At 65.3% G+C, this 14,250-nt stretch carries 13 protein-coding genes; 5 read left to right on the top strand and 8 right to left on the bottom strand.

All coding sequences use genetic code 11. The features are described 5' to 3' along the window. Nucleotides 1-10: 10 nt before the first annotated feature. Both IAG39_RS30000 and IAG39_RS29995 read left to right on the top strand, forming a co-directional pair. Nucleotides 11-1,246, top strand: coding sequence for an FAD/NAD(P)-binding oxidoreductase (locus tag IAG39_RS30000; RefSeq protein ID WP_118933244.1), 1,236 nt, complete (start codon nt 11-13; stop codon nt 1,244-1,246). Nucleotides 1,247-1,254: 8 nt separating this feature from the next. After that, nucleotides 1,255-2,079 (top strand): sulfite exporter TauE/SafE family protein, encoded by an 825-nt coding sequence (locus IAG39_RS29995; RefSeq protein WP_059374156.1) that lies wholly within the window; start codon nt 1,255-1,257, stop codon nt 2,077-2,079. A 19-nt stretch (nt 2,080-2,098) separates the two neighbouring features. On the opposite strand, the gene IAG39_RS29990 is transcribed toward IAG39_RS29995, so the two are convergent. The 7 genes from IAG39_RS29990 to IAG39_RS29960 all read right to left on the bottom strand — a co-directional run bounded on the left by IAG39_RS29990 (nt 2,099) and on the right by IAG39_RS29960 (nt 10,674). Continuing rightward, on the bottom strand, nt 2,099-3,367 hold the full coding sequence (locus IAG39_RS29990) for a phenylacetate--CoA ligase family protein (RefSeq protein ID WP_118933243.1): 1,269 nt from the start codon (nt 3,365-3,367) through the stop codon (nt 2,099-2,101). A 28-nt stretch (nt 3,368-3,395) separates the two neighbouring features. Further along, the gene (locus IAG39_RS29985) at nt 3,396-4,238 is read right to left on the bottom strand and encodes an ABC transporter ATP-binding protein (protein ID WP_088143324.1); all 843 of its coding nucleotides are present in this window, start codon (nt 4,236-4,238) and stop codon (nt 3,396-3,398) included. 60 nt (nt 4,239-4,298) lie between these two features. After that, nucleotides 4,299-5,639, bottom strand: a complete 1,341-nt coding sequence (locus IAG39_RS29980; RefSeq protein ID WP_118933242.1) for an ABC transporter substrate-binding protein — start codon at nt 5,637-5,639, stop codon at nt 4,299-4,301. 126 nt (nt 5,640-5,765) lie between these two features. After that, nucleotides 5,766-6,830: a branched-chain amino acid ABC transporter permease gene (locus tag IAG39_RS29975; RefSeq protein WP_059374159.1), complete on the bottom strand. Its 1,065-nt coding sequence runs from the start codon at nt 6,828-6,830 to the stop codon at nt 5,766-5,768. A 26-nt stretch (nt 6,831-6,856) separates the two neighbouring features. Beyond that, nucleotides 6,857-7,786: a branched-chain amino acid ABC transporter permease gene (locus IAG39_RS29970; RefSeq protein WP_042796065.1), complete on the bottom strand. Its 930-nt coding sequence runs from the start codon at nt 7,784-7,786 to the stop codon at nt 6,857-6,859. A gap of 9 nt (nt 7,787-7,795) precedes the next feature. After that, nucleotides 7,796-8,692: an ABC transporter ATP-binding protein gene (locus IAG39_RS29965; RefSeq protein ID WP_118933241.1), complete on the bottom strand. Its 897-nt coding sequence runs from the start codon at nt 8,690-8,692 to the stop codon at nt 7,796-7,798. A gap of 5 nt (nt 8,693-8,697) precedes the next feature. After that, entirely contained in the window at nt 8,698-10,674 is a 1,977-nt protein-coding gene (locus IAG39_RS29960; RefSeq protein ID WP_059374160.1) for an AMP-dependent synthetase/ligase, read from the bottom strand. Nucleotides 10,675-10,843: 169 nt separating this feature from the next. Here IAG39_RS29960 and IAG39_RS29955 point away from each other — a divergent pair, with 169 nt between their 5' ends. From IAG39_RS29955 to IAG39_RS29945, 3 genes are all read left to right on the top strand, one after another. Then, nucleotides 10,844-11,548, top strand: coding sequence for a Crp/Fnr family transcriptional regulator (locus tag IAG39_RS29955; protein ID WP_059374161.1), 705 nt, complete (start codon nt 10,844-10,846; stop codon nt 11,546-11,548). A 63-nt stretch (nt 11,549-11,611) separates the two neighbouring features. After that, complete coding sequence (locus tag IAG39_RS29950; RefSeq protein ID WP_054456924.1) at nt 11,612-12,073, top strand: MarR family winged helix-turn-helix transcriptional regulator; 462 nt, start codon at nt 11,612-11,614, stop codon at nt 12,071-12,073. Nucleotides 12,074-12,216: 143 nt separating this feature from the next. Then, nucleotides 12,217-12,642: an organic hydroperoxide resistance protein gene (locus IAG39_RS29945; RefSeq protein ID WP_013396768.1), complete on the top strand. Its 426-nt coding sequence runs from the start codon at nt 12,217-12,219 to the stop codon at nt 12,640-12,642. Between the two features lie 885 nt (nt 12,643-13,527). On the opposite strand, the gene IAG39_RS29940 is transcribed toward IAG39_RS29945, so the two are convergent. Further along, nucleotides 13,528-14,250, bottom strand: coding sequence for an ABC transporter ATP-binding protein (locus IAG39_RS29940; RefSeq protein ID WP_013396767.1), 723 nt, complete (start codon nt 14,248-14,250; stop codon nt 13,528-13,530).

Genomic DNA, 14,250 nt, shown 5'->3' with positions numbered 1-14,250 from the left:
GGAGACAAGCATGCCGATAGCAGAGGCGCAGCGCGATTTCGATGTGGTGGTGGTGGGCGGCGGATCGGCGGGCATAGGCGTCACCGCCAGCCTGCTGCGCCGCCGCCCGGACCTGCGCATCGGCGTGATCGAACCCAGCGACAAGCACTACTACCAGCCGGCCTGGACGCTGGTGGGCGGAGGCGCCTTCGACGTCGCCAAGACCGTGCGCCCGACCCGCGAAGTCATGCCCAGGCGCGCCACCTGGCTGCAGGCGGCCGCGGCTGGCTTCGAACCCGAGGCCAACCGCGTGCTGCTGTCCGACGGCCGGGCGGTGAGCTACCAGCAGCTGATCGTCTGCCCCGGCCTGCGCCTGGCCTGGGACAAGATCGAGGGCCTGACCGACACGCTGGGCAAGAATGGCGTCAGTTCCAACTACCGCTACGACCTGGCGCCCTATACCTGGGAACTGGTGCGCGGGTTGAAGGGCGGGCAGGCGCTGTTCACGCAGCCGGCCATGCCCATCAAATGCGCCGGCGCGCCGCAAAAGGCCATGTACCTGGCCTGCGACCACTGGAAGCGCACCGGCGTGCTGGACCGCATCGACGTGGAGTTCGACCTGGCGGGCGCGGCGCTGTTCGGCGTCCCCACGTTTGTTCCGCCGCTGATGCGCTATGTCGAAAGCTACGGCATCGCGCTGGCCTTCAACTCGGCGCTGGTGGCGGTGGACGGCGCGGCACGCAAGGCCTGGTTCGATCTCAAGGACGCCGACGGCGCGGTGACGCGCGTGGAAAAGTCCTTCGACATGCTGCACGCGGTGCCGCCGCAGGTGCCGCATGACTTCCTGAAGAACAGCCCGCTGGCTGACGCCGCCGGCTGGTGCGAAGTGGATCCGTCCACGCTGCTGCACGTGCGCCACGGCAACGTATTCGGACTGGGTGACGGCATCTGCACCAGCAATGCCAAGACCGCCGCGGCCGCGCGCAAGCAGATCGTCACGGTGGCCGAAAACTTGCTGGCGCTGCGCGAGGGCTACGCCATGCCGGTCAAGTACGACGGCTACGGCTCCTGCCCGCTGACGGTGGAGCGCGGCCGCATCGTGCTGGCCGAGTTCGGCTACGGCGGTAAGCTGCTGCCCACCTTCCCGCTGGACCCGACCGTGCCGCGCAAGAGCGCCTGGTTCCTCAAGGCCACGATGCTGCCCTGGATCTACTGGAACGGCATGCTCAAGGGCCGCGAATGGCTGGCCCGCCCGCTGGGTAACTGAGCGTCTCCATGATCGATACGGTGTTGGCCGCCAGCGCGGCGCTGGGGGCGTGCGTGGGCCTGATACTCGGGCTGACCGGCGCGGGCGGCGCCATCATGGCGGTGCCTCTGCTGGTCTTCGGCCTGCACTTGCAGGTGTCGCAGGCCGCGCCCATCGCCCTGTTGGCGGTGGGGCTGTCGGCCGCCCTGGGCGCGGTGCTTGGCCTGCGCAAAGGGCAGGTGCGCTATCGCGCGGCGGGCTTCATGGCCGTTACCGGCATCCTGGTGTCGCCGCTGGGTCTGTGGGCGGCGCGGCGTTTGCCCAATGCGCCGCTGGCCATCATCTTCGCCGGCGTGCTGGGCATGGTGGCTTGGCGCATGTGGAACCAAGGCAACAAGCCGGCGGCGCAGGCCGCGCCGCGCACGCCGCCCTGCCAGCTCAACGCCAGCACCGGCCGGCTGCGCTGGACCGCGCCCTGCGCGCGCGCCTTGACGGGTGCGGGGCTGATCGCGGGATTCCTGTCCGGCCTCTTGGGCGTGGGGGGCGGCTTCGTCATCGTGCCCGCGCTGCGGCGCGCTACCGACCTGACCATGCAGGCCATCGTCGGCACGTCGCTGGCCGTGATCGCGCTGGTGTCCGCCAGTGGCGTCGTGGCCGCGGCGGCGGGCGGGCATCTGGACTGGCGTATCGCCGCGCCTTTCACGGCGGCGGCGGTGCTGGGCATGCTGGGCGGGCGCAAGGTGGCCGACCGGTTTCCCCCGCGCCGCCTGCAGCAGAGCTTTGCGCTGTTCGCGGGCCTGGTGGCCGTGGCGATGCTGGTGAAGGGCGTGCTGGCGCTGCTCGCGGCCGCATGAGGCCGCGAGCCCGCGTCGCTTACTCGTAGGTGCGGATATCGTCGATGACCTTGCCGTCGTTCGGCAGGCCATCCGCATCCACCCATTCCACGTCGCTGCGCAGCTTGGTCACGTCGCGCACCGATTCGGCGATGCGCTTGCCCAGCTCTTCGCTGCGTACCCGCGATTCCACTTTGAGCACCATGCGGTCGGACCCCGTGCTGCCGCTGATCACCAGCCGCGCGCGCAGGATCTCGGGATGGCGGCGCGCCACGTCGGCCACCTGCGACGGATGCACGAACATGCCGCGCACCTTGGTGGTCTGGTCCGCGCGCCCCATCCAGCCCTTGATGCGGGTGTTGGTGCGCCCGCAGGGCGAAATACCGGGCATGACGGCGGACAGGTCGCCGGTGCCGAAGCGCACCAGCGGATAGTCCGGATTCAAGGTGGTGACCACGACCTCGCCGACTTCGCCGTCCGGCACGGGTTCGCCGGTGCCGGGGCGCACGATTTCGACAATGATGTCCTCGCCCAGAACCAGGCCTTCACGGGCCGGGGTTTCAAACGCGACCATGCCCAGGTCGGCACTGCCGTAGGCCTGGTAGCCGTCGATGCCACGCGCGGCCAGCCAGTCGCGCAGCGACGGCGGAAAGGCTTCGCCGGACACCAGCGCGCGGCGCAGCGAATCCAGCTTCACGCCCAGCTCGTCGGCTTTTTCAAGGATGATCTTGAGGAAGCTGGGCGTGCCGGTATAGCCGGTGGGCGCCAGGTCCTGGATCGCGCGCACTTGCTGTTCTGTCTGGCCGGTGCCGCCGGGAAACACGGTGCAGCCGACGGCATGCGCCGCGGTTTCCATCATGGAGCCGGCGGGGGTGAAGTGATACGAAAAGCAGTTGTAGGCCAGCTCGCCGGCGCGGAATCCCGCGGCGTGCAGGGCCCGGGCGAAACGCCAGTAATCGCTGCGCGCGCTTTCCGGCTCGTAGATGGGACCGGGGGACGCGAACACCCGCATCGCCTCGCCCCAGCCGATGGCGGAGAAGCCGCCGAAGGCTTTCTGCGGTCCGGCAGGCGCGGCCGCGTCGGCGCGGCTGTGCTGCTGGCGTTCCAGCAGTTCGTGCTTGCGCAGCACCGGCAGGCCCGCGAGGGCCGCGCGCGACGTGATGGCGGCGGGGTCGATGCCGCGCAGCTGCTCGGCGATGGCGGGCGCGCGCGCAATGGCCCGCGCGATCGCGCCGGGCAGGGCGGCCATCAGCTCGCGCTCGCGTTGCTCGGGCGCTCTGGTTTCGAGAACATCAAAAAACTGGGACATGGGATCACACCCTCTCGTATGCCAGGGATCACGCCAGCCAGCGCTTGCGCCGGCGGTAGAACTTGTTGTCGCGGAAACTCTTGCGTTCGCCGCTGGAGATGCCCAGATAGAACTCCTTCACGTCCTCGTTCTGGGCCAGGTCGGCCGCCGCGCCGTCCATCATCACGCGACCGTTTTCCAGGATGTAGCCGTAGTCGGCGTAGCGCAGCGCAATGTTGGTGTTCTGCTCGGCGAGCAAAAAGCTGACACGCTCGCGCTGGTTCAGGTCGCGCACGATCTCGAAGATTTCCTCGACGATCTGCGGCGCCAGGCCCATGGAGGGCTCGTCCAGCAAGATCATGTTCGGGTTGGCCATCAGTGCGCGGCCGATCGCGGTCATCTGCTGTTCGCCGCCCGAGGTGTAGCCGGATTGGCTGGCGCGGCGCTGCTTCAGGCGCGGAAAATACTGGTAGACGCGGTCCAGCGCCGCCGCGGTGTCGGCGCGGCTCATGCTGCGCGTGTAGGCGCCGGTCAGCAGATTTTCCTCGATGGTCAGGTGGGCAAAACAATGCCGGCCCTCCATCACCTGCACCACACCGCGCTTGACCAATTCCGCCGGCGACAGCTTCTCGATGCGCTGGTCGCGGTATTGGATGTGGCCCTTGGTGACGTCGCCGCGCTCGCCCTTGAGCAAGTTTGAGATGGCGCGCAACGTGGTGGTCTTGCCCGCGCCGTTGGCGCCCAGCAAGGCCACGATCTTGCCTTCCGGCACTTGCAGGGAAACGCCCTTGAGCACCAGGATCACGTGGTTGTAGATCACCTCGATGCCGTTCACGTCGAGCAGCACCTTGGGGGTGTCTGCGGGTACTGCGGAAGTCGTTGCAGCGGTCATGGCTGTTCCTGCGGCTTGGTGGCCGCCGGCCCCTTATGCAGGACCGGCGGCCGGTTCACATCAGTTCTCGCAAGTGCGGGGCGTGATGTTCTTTTCTTTCGCGTACTTCGCTGCGCTTTCCTTGACCATCGGGTCCAGGATGGTCTTGTCGGCCTGGTACCAGTCGGAGGCGACCTTGAACTTCGCGCCGTCCCACTGCACGATGCGGGCCCAGTCGTCGCCCTTGTGGTTGCTGCAAGAGGTCTTGACCGGACGCATGATCTGGCCGAAGCCCAGCTTGTCCAGCTTCTCCTGCGTCAGGTCCAGGTTCTCGAAGCCCCAGCGCACCTGGTCCGGCGTCAGCGCCTTGCCCTTGCCGAACTTTTCCTGCGCGGTGCGGATCGCTTCCACCTGCAGCATCGAGATCATCATGCCGCGGGTATGGGCGATGGTGCCCAGCGTGGTCTTGCCGGTCTTGTCCGAACCCTGGCCCTTGTCGTAGACGAACTTCTTCAGGTCGTCGTAGACCTTGTCGTGTTCGGCGCCGCTGTTGTGGATGGTGATGGCGTTGTAGCCCTTGGCGACATCGCCCAGGTCCTTCACGTCGCCTTCAGAGCCGGCCCACCAGATGGCGTACATCTTGTCGCGCGGATAGCCGCTGGCCTGGGCTTCGCGGATGGCGGTCGGCGTCATGATGCCGGCGCTCCACAGCAGCACGTAGTTGGGGCGCGCCTGGCGGATCTGCAGCCAGGTGGACTTCTGTTCCACGCCGGGGGCGGTCACGGGATAGAGCACCAGCTCGAAGCCTTCCTTGGCCGCGCGCTTCTGCAACAGGGGGATCGGCTCCTTGCCGTACGGCGAGTCGTGGTAGACCAGGGCGATCTTCTTGCCCTTGAGCTTGTCCATGCCGCCTTCTTTCTTGGCGATGTCCTGGATCATCACGTCGGCCGCGGTCCAGTAGGTGCCCAGCAGCGGGAAGTTCCACTCGAACACGCTGCCGTCGACCGACTGCGACAGGCCGTAGCCCATCGTTTCGACCGGCACCTTGTCGACCATGGCCTTGTCGCTGACGGCGAAGGTGATGCCGGTGGACTGGGTGTCGAAGCCCGATGCGCCGGTTCCCTTGCCCTTCAGGCGCTCGTAGCATTCCACGCCGCGGTCGGTGGCGTAGGCGGTTTCGCACTCTTCGTACGTGATCTTGACGCCGTTGACGCCGCCATCGCGTTCGTTGACCAGCTTCAGGTAGTCCAGCTTGCCGTCGGCCCAGGGAATGCCCAGGGGCGCGAAGGACCCGGTGCGATACACCAGCAACGGAACGAACTGCTCTTCCGCCGCCATTGCCGGCGTGGCCACGGCGCCTGCGGCGCCGGCTGCGGCCATCAAAGCTGCCGCCAACTTCAGGTTAAGACGCTTCATCTCCATTTACCTCCTGCGTGGTGTTTGGGTCAGTAAACCCTGGGACACCGGGATTGGCCCGGTCTTGAGCCGGGTATTCAGGGCGGGTCCGCCGCGCTTGTGCCGCCGCGGACCGCGGAAATCAATGCGAAATCAATGCGGGAACGGCCAGATGCGCAGCTTCTCCTTGCCGATGCTCCATAGTCTGGCCAGTCCGTGCGGTTCGGCGATCAGGAAGAACACGATCAGCGCGCCGAACACCATGTGTTCGATGTGCGCCGCCGTGTCCACCGACAGCGGGATGCCCAGCGCGTGCGGGATGTTGGACAGCGCCACCGGCACCAGCACGATGAACGCCGCGCCGAAGAAGCTGCCGATGATCGAACCCAGCCCGCCGATGATGACCATGAACAGCAGCTGGAACGAACGCGTCAGGTCGAACGCCAGCGGTTCCCATGAACCCAGGTGGATGTAGCCCCACAAGGCCCCGGCCACGCCGACGATGAACGAGCTGACCGCGAAGGCCGTGAGCTTGGCGTACATGGGGCGGATGCCGATGACGGAGGCCGCCACGTCCATGTCGCGGATCGCCATCCATTGGCGGCCGATGGCGCCGCGCACCAGGTTCTTGGCCAACAGGCTGAAGATGACGACCAGGATCAGCACGAACAGGTACTTTTCCAGCGCGCTCTGCACCGGCAGGCCGAAGGCCGTCAGCGGCGGCACCGAGACGTTGCCGGACGACGAGTAGTTGGTGAAGAAGGGAATGCGCAGGAACGCCCAGTCCACGAAGAACTGCGCGGCCAGCGTCGCCACCGCCAGGTACAGGCCGCGGATGCGCAGGCTGGGTATGCCGAAGATCACGCCCACAATGGTGGCGAAGAAGCCGCCCAGCAGGATCTGGACGACCAGCGGCATGCCGGGAAAGCGCACGCCGAAGTTCCAGGCCGCATAGGCGCCCACCGCCATGAAGGCGCCGGTGCCTAGCGAGATCTGGCCGCAATAGCCCACCAGGATGTTCAGGCCCACGGCGGCGAGCGCCAGGATCAGGAACGGGATCAGGATGGCGCGCAGCAGGTAGTCGCTGGCCATGGCCGGGATGGCGACGAACGCCACCGCCAGCAGCAGCCAGATGAAGATGCGGTCCTGGCGGATCGGGAAGATCTGCTGGTCAGCGCGATAGCTGGTCTTGAACTGGCCGTTTTCGCGATAGAACATGTTTTTATCCTAGAGGGCCTTTGGGCTCAGACACGGTCGATGATCTTCTCGCCGAACAGCCCTTGCGGACGGAACAGCAGGAACACCAGCGCCAGCACATAGGCGAACCAGATTTCGATACCGCCGCCCACCAGCGACCCCAAATAGACCTCGGACAGCTTTTCGCCCACGCCGATGATCAGGCCGCCCAGGATGGCGCCCGGCACCGAGGTCAGGCCGCCCAGGATCACCACCGGCAGGGCCCGCAGCGCCGCGGTGGACAGCGTGAACTGCACGCCGAACTTCGAGCCCCAGATGATCCCGGCCACCAGCGCGACCAGCCCGGCCACGCTCCAGACGATCACCCAGATGCGGTTCAACGGAATGCCGATGGACTGCGCGGCCTGGTGATCGTCGGCGACCGCGCGCAGGGCGCGGCCGGTCGAGGTGTACTGGAAGAACAGCGCCAGCGCGGCCACCAGCAGGGCGGCAATCACCGCTGCGGTAAGGTCTTCCAGGTTGATCAGCAATCCGCCCTCGAAGACCGAGTCCAGGATCATCAGCGGATCCTTGGGCATGCCGACGTTGATGGAATACACCGAGCTGCCGAAAGTGATCTGGCCCAGGCCATCCAGGAAGTAGCTGATGCCCAGCGTGGCCATCAGCAGGGTGGTGGCTTCCTGGTTGACCAGGTGGCGCAGCACGAAGCGTTCGATGGCGACCGCCAGCAGGAACATCACGATGGCGCTGACGATGAATGCCAGCACGTTGGCCAGGATCATGTTGTCAAAGCCGAACCAGCGCGGCAGCCACTCCGAGAAGCGGGCCATGGACAGCGCGGCGACCAGCACCATCGCGCCCTGCGCGAAGTTGAAGACGCCCGAAGCCTTGAAGATCAGCACGAAGCCCAGGCCGATCAGGGCATACAGCATGCCGCTCATCAGGCCGCCGAGTAAGGTCTCTAGAAAAAATCCCATGTCCGCTTCCTAGTTCAGCGTTGCCGGCTTGCTTTCTCCCTCCCCCTTGGGGGGAGGGTTAGGGGAGGGGGCTCCCTCCTGCGCAGGCGCGTCCTTGGCGACGGCGGCTTCGCCGCCGACGCCAAGGTAAGCTCGGATGACGTCTTCGTTGGCACGGACCTCGTCCGGCTTGCCGTCGCCGATCTTCTTGCCGTAGTCCAGCACCACGACGCGGTCCGAGATATCCATGACCACGCCCATGTCGTGCTCGATCAGCACGATGGTGGTGCCGAACTCGTCGTTCACATCCAGGATGAAGCGGCTCATGTCCTGCTTCTCTTCGATGTTCATGCCGGCCATGGGCTCGTCCAGCAACAGCAGGCGCGGCTCCATCGCCAGCGCGCGGCCCAGGTCCACGCGCTTTTGCAGGCCGTAGGGCAGGCGGCCCACGGGCGTCTTGCGGTAGGCCTGGATTTCCAGGAAGTCGACGATGTTCTCGACGAATTCGCGGTGCTTGATCTCTTCGCGCTCGGCCGGCCCCAGGCGGAAGGCCTGGGCCAGCAGCCCGCACTTCATGCGCAGGTTGCGGCCGGTCATGATGTTGTCCAGCACGCTCATGCCCTTGAACAGGGCCAGGTTCTGGAACGTGCGCGCGATGCCCATTTCAGCGGCGCGGCGCGGATTCATGCGCGAGAAGCGTTCGCCGCGGAATTCGATGCCGCCCTGCTGCGGCGTGTAGACGCCGTTGATGACGTTGAGCATCGAGCTCTTGCCGGCGCCGTTGGGGCCGATGATGGCGCGGATCTCGTGTTCGCGCACGTTGAAGGATATGTCCGTCAGCGCCTTCACGCCGCCGAAGGACAGCGAGATGTTCTGCATGTCCAGCATGACGTCGCCGATACGCTGGTCGCGGTCGTTGTTGCTCATGATCTCTACGCGGCCTTGGCAGTAATGGCGGGAAACGTCTTGACCGGGCGGATCTTCAGATCCGCCGAGATCTTGCCGGTGCGTCCGTCTTCGAATTTCACTTCGGTCTCGATGAACTGCGACTGCTTGCCGCCAAAGAGCGCGTCGATCAGCACGCCGTACTTCTGCGCGATGAAGGCGCGGCGCACCTTGCGCGTGCGGGTCAATTCGTCGTCGTCCGGATCCAGTTCCTTGTGCAGGATCAGGAAGCGGCTGATCTGCGAGGCCGACAGCTTGGGATCGGTGGCCAGGTCGGCGTTGACCTGTTCCACGCATTCGGCGATCAGCTGGTAGACCTCGTCCTTGGACGCCAGGTCGGTGTAGCCGGCATAGGGCATGCCGCGGCGTTCGGCCCAGTTGCCCACGGCTTCCAGGTCGATGTTGATGAAGGCGCACACGTCGTCGCGGTTGGCGCCGAAGGCGACCGCTTCCTTGATGTGCTGGAAGAACTTGAGCTTGTTTTCGATGTACTTGGGCGCGAACAGGGCGCCGTTGGCGAGCTTGCCCACGTCCTTGGCGCGGTCGATGATCTTCAACTGGCCGTCGGTGTCCAGATAGCCCGCGTCGCCCGTATGGAACCAGCCGTCGGCGCTGCGCGCTTCGGCGGTGGCTTCGGGGTTGCGGTAGTACTCCTTGAAGAGCCCGGGGCTCTTGACCAGGATCTCGCCGTTGTCGGCCACGCGGATCTCCACGCCTTCGACGGGCGGGCCCACGGTGTCGTCGCGTACCTGGCCGTCGGGCTGCACGCAGACGAAGACCGAGGTTTCGGTGGAGCCGTAGAGCTGCTTGAGGTTGATGCCGATGGAGCGGTAGAACACGAACAGGTCGGGGCCGATGGCCTCGCCCGCGGTATAGGCCACGCGCACCCGGCTCATGCCCAGCGCGTTGCGCAGCGGACCGTAGATCATCATGTTGCCCAGCGCGTAGCGCAGACGGTCCCAGGCGCCGACCTGCTCGCCGTCCAGGATCTTGGCGCCCACGCGGCGCGCGAGCTTCATGCAGGCCGCGAACAGCTTGCGCTTGATCAGTCCCGCGTCTTCCATGCGGATCATCACGTGTGTCAGCAGGCCTTCCAGCACGCGCGGCGGCGCGAAGTAATAGGTGGGGCCGATGTCGCGCATGTCGATCGACACGGTGTCGGGCGATTCAGGATGGTTCACGGTAAAGCCCGTTACCAGCAGCTGCGTGTACGAGAACATGTTCTGGCCGATCCAGGCGGGCGGCAGATAGGCCAGCACGTCTTCCTGGTCGGTCAGCTTTTCCATATCGGACACGGCGCGCGCGCGGTCGATCAGCGCATGGTGCGTGAGCACCACGCCCTTGGGCTTGCCGGTGGTGCCGGAGGTGTAGAACATGGCGGCCGGATCATGCGGCTGCACGGCTGCGACGGCCTGGTCGAAGAAGCCGGGATGCTGTTTGGCGTACTCGCGGCCCAGCTCTTCCAGCTGTTCATACGAGCGCAGCATCGGGTCGGTGTAATGGCGCAGGCCGCGCGGATCGTCATACACCACGTGCTTGAGCGCGGGACATTGCTCGTGGACTTCGAGCATCTTGTCGACCTGTTCCTGGTCTTCGACGATGGCCACGCTGATCTCGGCGTCCTGCAGCACGTAGACCATTTCCTGCGCCACGGCATCCTGGTAGAGCGGAACCGGTATCGCACCGAGCGACTGCGCAGCCATCATGGCCATGTACAGGCGCGGGCGGTTTTCGCCGATCACGGCCACGTGCATGCCGGGTTTGATGCCCAATGCGGCCAAGCCATGGGCGACGTGCCGGACATGCTCCGCCACTTCGGACCACGTGAGGGTTTGCCAGATCCCCAGATCTTTTTCGCGTATGGCGGGCCGCGACCCACGAACGCTGGCATGCGTGAACAGCAGCGCCGGAAAGGTATCCAGCGCCGCCGGCATCTGTGCAGATGCGGGCGGTGTATGTGCCACGATGTCTCCTCCGGTTTGGGCGCATCGGGCCGGGAGTCCGCGAGAGCGGCGGCGGCGATGAGGCGCTTGACCAGTTGGTTTTAGATTTACGGCAGGAGTTAAGGTATAAGGTTGGGTTGCTACCAACTGTCACCATCGCGACATTCAAGGAACTTTTAGGGTATTCCCGATGCAGCTATCCGACTCCCTGCAACTCGCCGCCGCCTGGTTTCGCGTGCTCAGCCGCGATCAGCAAGAGCGCGTCGAGCGGGACCTTACCGTGCAGCAGGTGGTTGCCGGGTCGATCATAGAGCGCAAAGGTGAACTCGCCCAGGCTTGGATAGGAGTGCTGGCAGGGTTGGTCAAGGTTTCGGTGGGCAATGCGGAAGGCAAGGTGGCTTCGCTGACCGGCGTGCCTGCGGGCGGCTGGATCGGCGAGGGTTCGCTGCTCAAGCGCGAAATCCGCAAGTACGACATCGTTGCGCTGCGGGATTCGGTGGTGGCGCGTTTGCCGGCCACCACGTTCGACTGGCTGCTGGACAGCAGCATCCCATTCAACCGCTATCTGCTCCACCAATTGAACGAGCGCGTGGCGCAGTTCATCGGCAAGGCGGAGTACGACCGTTTGCTGGACCCGGATGCGCGCGTGGCCCGCTGCCTGGCCGAACTCTTCAACCCTTTGCTGTATCCCGGCATGGGCATGCGCCTGGCGATTACGCAGGAAGAAGTCGGCTATCTGGCCCGAGTGTCGCGCCAGCGCGCCAACCAGGCGCTGCGCAAGCTGGAAGAGGCGGGCCTGCTGAACGTGGAATACGGCGCTGTCCGGGTGCTGGACCTGGACGGTCTGAAACAATACGGGTCGGACCGTGCCGCGGCCGAGGGCGAGCCGGCATAGGCGCCGGCGGTTTTGCTCAAAATAGTTGTTGACGATAAATCGCGCGCTATTTAATATTGCGCAATGAAATCTCGATCCAAAGCCAAGGCTGCATTCAATCCGCTGCTGCTGGACAGCCAGCTGTGCTTCGCCCTGTACTCGACTTCGCTGGCGATGAACAAGGTGTACCGCAAGCTGCTGCGCGGGCTGGATCTGACCTATCCGCAGTACCTGGTGATGCTCGTGCTGTGGGAAGGCGACGAGATTACGGTGACGGATATCGGCGAGCGCCTGTTCCTGGATTCGGCCACGCTGACGCCGCTGCTCAAGCGCCTGGAAGCGGCGGGCCTGGTGACGCGCAAGCGCGCCGTGGAAGACGAGCGCCAGGTGATCGTCGGGCTGACCCGCCAGGGCCGCGAACTGCGCGCGCAGGCCGAGGCCGTGCCGCACTCGATCGCGGGCGCCGCGCAGTGTTCGCTGGAAGAGGCGCAAGGTATGATGAAAACGCTGCATGCGCTGCGGGAGAAGCTGAGCGCAAGTCTTTGAAGTAGCGGGCCAGGCCCGCTACTGTTAGGTTAAATAAATAGTGCGCTATTTAATATTGCGCTATTTAAATAGTAAGGGTCGCAGCGGGATGTTCCCGCCAGGCCTGGCAGTTCAACCCCCACTTCCCTACAAGGAAACGCATCATGTCTATCGAAAAAGTGCTGTACCGCGCCCATGCGCACGTTACCGGCGGCCGTGAAGGAACGGGCGCGACGGACGACGGCAACCTGAACGTCAAGCTGACCACGCCGAAGGAACTGGGCGGCGCGGGCGCGGCCGGCACCAATCCGGAACAGCTGTTCGCCGTGGGCTATTCGGCCTGCTTCATGGGCGCCATGAAATTCGTCGCCGGCCGCGACAAGATCGCCATGCCGTCGAATGCGACGATCGACGGCGCTGTTGGCATCGGTCCTATTCCTACGGGGTTCGGGATCGAAGTCGAATTGAAGATTTCGTTGCCGGGGATGGAGCGGGCCGAGGCAGAGAAGCTGGTCGCTGCGGCGCATATCGTTTGCCCTTATTCGAATGCTACGCGGGGCAATATTGATGTGACGTTGACGATTGTTTGATCGTTGATTTGTGTTCTATTGGCGGGCGGTCTTGTTCGTAGGCCGCCCGTCGTCGCGTGCGGCGTGGCGGCTCGCGCCCACGATTGCGGTCCGGAGCGTTCGCTCCGGACTGCCCCTTCGTCATCCTCGTCCAGGCCTTCGGCCTTCCCTTCGGATTCCCTCGGGCGCATCGAGGTTGCGAGCCGCCACGCCGCCCGCGCCGACGGGCTACTGTCGTCTTGGGTCGCTGCGCTGTTAGATCCGTGGCCAGTGTCGAGTCTTGTGCTGCCCGTCATTTATGGCCGCGCGGGCGGCCATAAATGACATACGTGATTTTTGAAATTTCGATAGTGCTCGCTGTCGCGAATGTGGACAGCTGTTTTCTGATGGCATCGCCGTCCTGGGGGTGGGGCGGTGATGGGCGGCGCGCGATGGGCCGTGGCTTGCGCATGCAGAGTGTCTCGCGCGCGCCGCCCATCCGGCATCGGAGTTGAAATGTAGATGCTGGGCTGGGCTGAATAGACGTGATGCCGCAGCCACTGCGCGCAGCGCCATCACGCGACGCAAGACACCGCGTAGGCCCCAAAAGGCCGCCCGCGCGGCCGGCCTGGGGCGGGCCCCGCAAGACCCGCCACCACACCCCGATGCGGAAAAAAACGCCAAGCACACCACTCGCCCCAGCGCCCGTGAAGATTCAGACAATGCAGCCTGCCGCGTTGGGGACTCGCGCTGCGCGGGGCGTCGATAAGCCCGAGGGAATCGGAAGGCAGCCGCCGCAGGCGGCAACGACGATGACGAAGGGGAAGTCCGGAGCGAAGGCTCCGGACCGCAATCGTTGCCCCGCGCAGCGCGAGTCCCCAACGTGGCAGGCGTCAATAGAAAGAACGCCCGCCGCGCAGCACATCCCTAATGCGACCCACCCAAATATGCCGCAACTACAGCCGGATCATGCTTCAACTTATCCGCACTCCCATGCACCGAAATCCGCCCGTTCTCCAACACATACCCATAATCCGCCACATTCAATGCAGCAGCAGCAAACTGCTCCACCAGCAGCATCGTCACCCCTTCATCCTTGAGCCGCGCAATGATCCGGAACACTTCTTCCACCAGGATCGGCGCCAGCCCCATTGAAGGCTCGTCCAGTAGCACCAGTTCCGGATTCAGCATCACCGCGCGCGCCATGGCCAGCATCTGCTGCTCGCCTCCAGACAGCGTGCCGGCCAACTGATCGCGTCGCTCCTTCAGGCGCGGAAACAGATCCATGGCCCGGCCCAGGTCGGACTGCACGTCGCCCTTGGGACGGCTGCCCGTCAGGCGCGGGAAAGCGCCCAGCAGCAGGTTGTCGGTGACCGACAGCGTTGGGAACACGCGCCGGCCCTCGGGTGAGTGCGCCAGGCCCAGCCGCGCGATGCGGTGGGACTCCAGGCCGTCGATGCGCTTGCCGCTCAGCGTGACCTCGCCCGCGGTGGGGCGGATCATGCCGGACAGCGCCCGCATCGTGGTGGTCTTGCCGGCGCCGTTGGAGCCGATCAGCGTCACCACCTTGGCCTTCGGCACTTCCATGCTGATGCCGTGCAGCACCTTCACCTTGCCGTAGCCCGCTTCCAGATTCTTGATCGATAGCAT

It is taken from the genome of Achromobacter xylosoxidans (assembly GCF_014490035.1).
GTDB classification, from domain to species: Bacteria; Pseudomonadota; Gammaproteobacteria; order Burkholderiales; family Burkholderiaceae_B; genus Achromobacter; species Achromobacter bronchisepticus_A.
Note: the sequence above shows the minus strand (reverse complement) of the source record. Positions and strands in the feature narration are given on the sequence as shown.

What these genes read in the sequence shown, in the direction of transcription:
- IAG39_RS30000 (WP_118933244.1), top strand. Translation starts at nt 11, where the DNA reads ATGCCGATAGCAGAGGCGCAGCGCGATTTCGATGTGGTGGTGGTGGGC.
- IAG39_RS29995 (WP_059374156.1), top strand. Translation starts at nt 1,255, where the DNA reads ATGATCGATACGGTGTTGGCCGCCAGCGCGGCGCTGGGGGCGTGCGTG.
- IAG39_RS29990 (WP_118933243.1), bottom strand. Translation starts at nt 3,367, where the DNA reads ATGTCCCAGTTTTTTGATGTTCTCGAAACCAGAGCGCCCGAGCAACGC.
- IAG39_RS29985 (WP_088143324.1), bottom strand. Translation starts at nt 4,238, where the DNA reads ATGACCGCTGCAACGACTTCCGCAGTACCCGCAGACACCCCCAAGGTG.
- IAG39_RS29980 (WP_118933242.1), bottom strand. Translation starts at nt 5,639, where the DNA reads ATGGAGATGAAGCGTCTTAACCTGAAGTTGGCGGCAGCTTTGATGGCC.
- IAG39_RS29975 (WP_059374159.1), bottom strand. Translation starts at nt 6,830, where the DNA reads ATGTTCTATCGCGAAAACGGCCAGTTCAAGACCAGCTATCGCGCTGAC.
- IAG39_RS29970 (WP_042796065.1), bottom strand. Translation starts at nt 7,786, where the DNA reads ATGGGATTTTTTCTAGAGACCTTACTCGGCGGCCTGATGAGCGGCATG.
- IAG39_RS29965 (WP_118933241.1), bottom strand. Translation starts at nt 8,692, where the DNA reads ATGAGCAACAACGACCGCGACCAGCGTATCGGCGACGTCATGCTGGAC.
- IAG39_RS29955 (WP_059374161.1), top strand. Translation starts at nt 10,844, where the DNA reads ATGCAGCTATCCGACTCCCTGCAACTCGCCGCCGCCTGGTTTCGCGTG.
- IAG39_RS29950 (WP_054456924.1), top strand. Translation starts at nt 11,612, where the DNA reads ATGAAATCTCGATCCAAAGCCAAGGCTGCATTCAATCCGCTGCTGCTG.
- IAG39_RS29945 (WP_013396768.1), top strand. Translation starts at nt 12,217, where the DNA reads ATGTCTATCGAAAAAGTGCTGTACCGCGCCCATGCGCACGTTACCGGC.
- IAG39_RS29940 (WP_013396767.1), bottom strand. Translation starts at nt 14,250, where the DNA reads ATGCTATCGATCAAGAATCTGGAAGCGGGCTACGGCAAGGTGAAGGTG.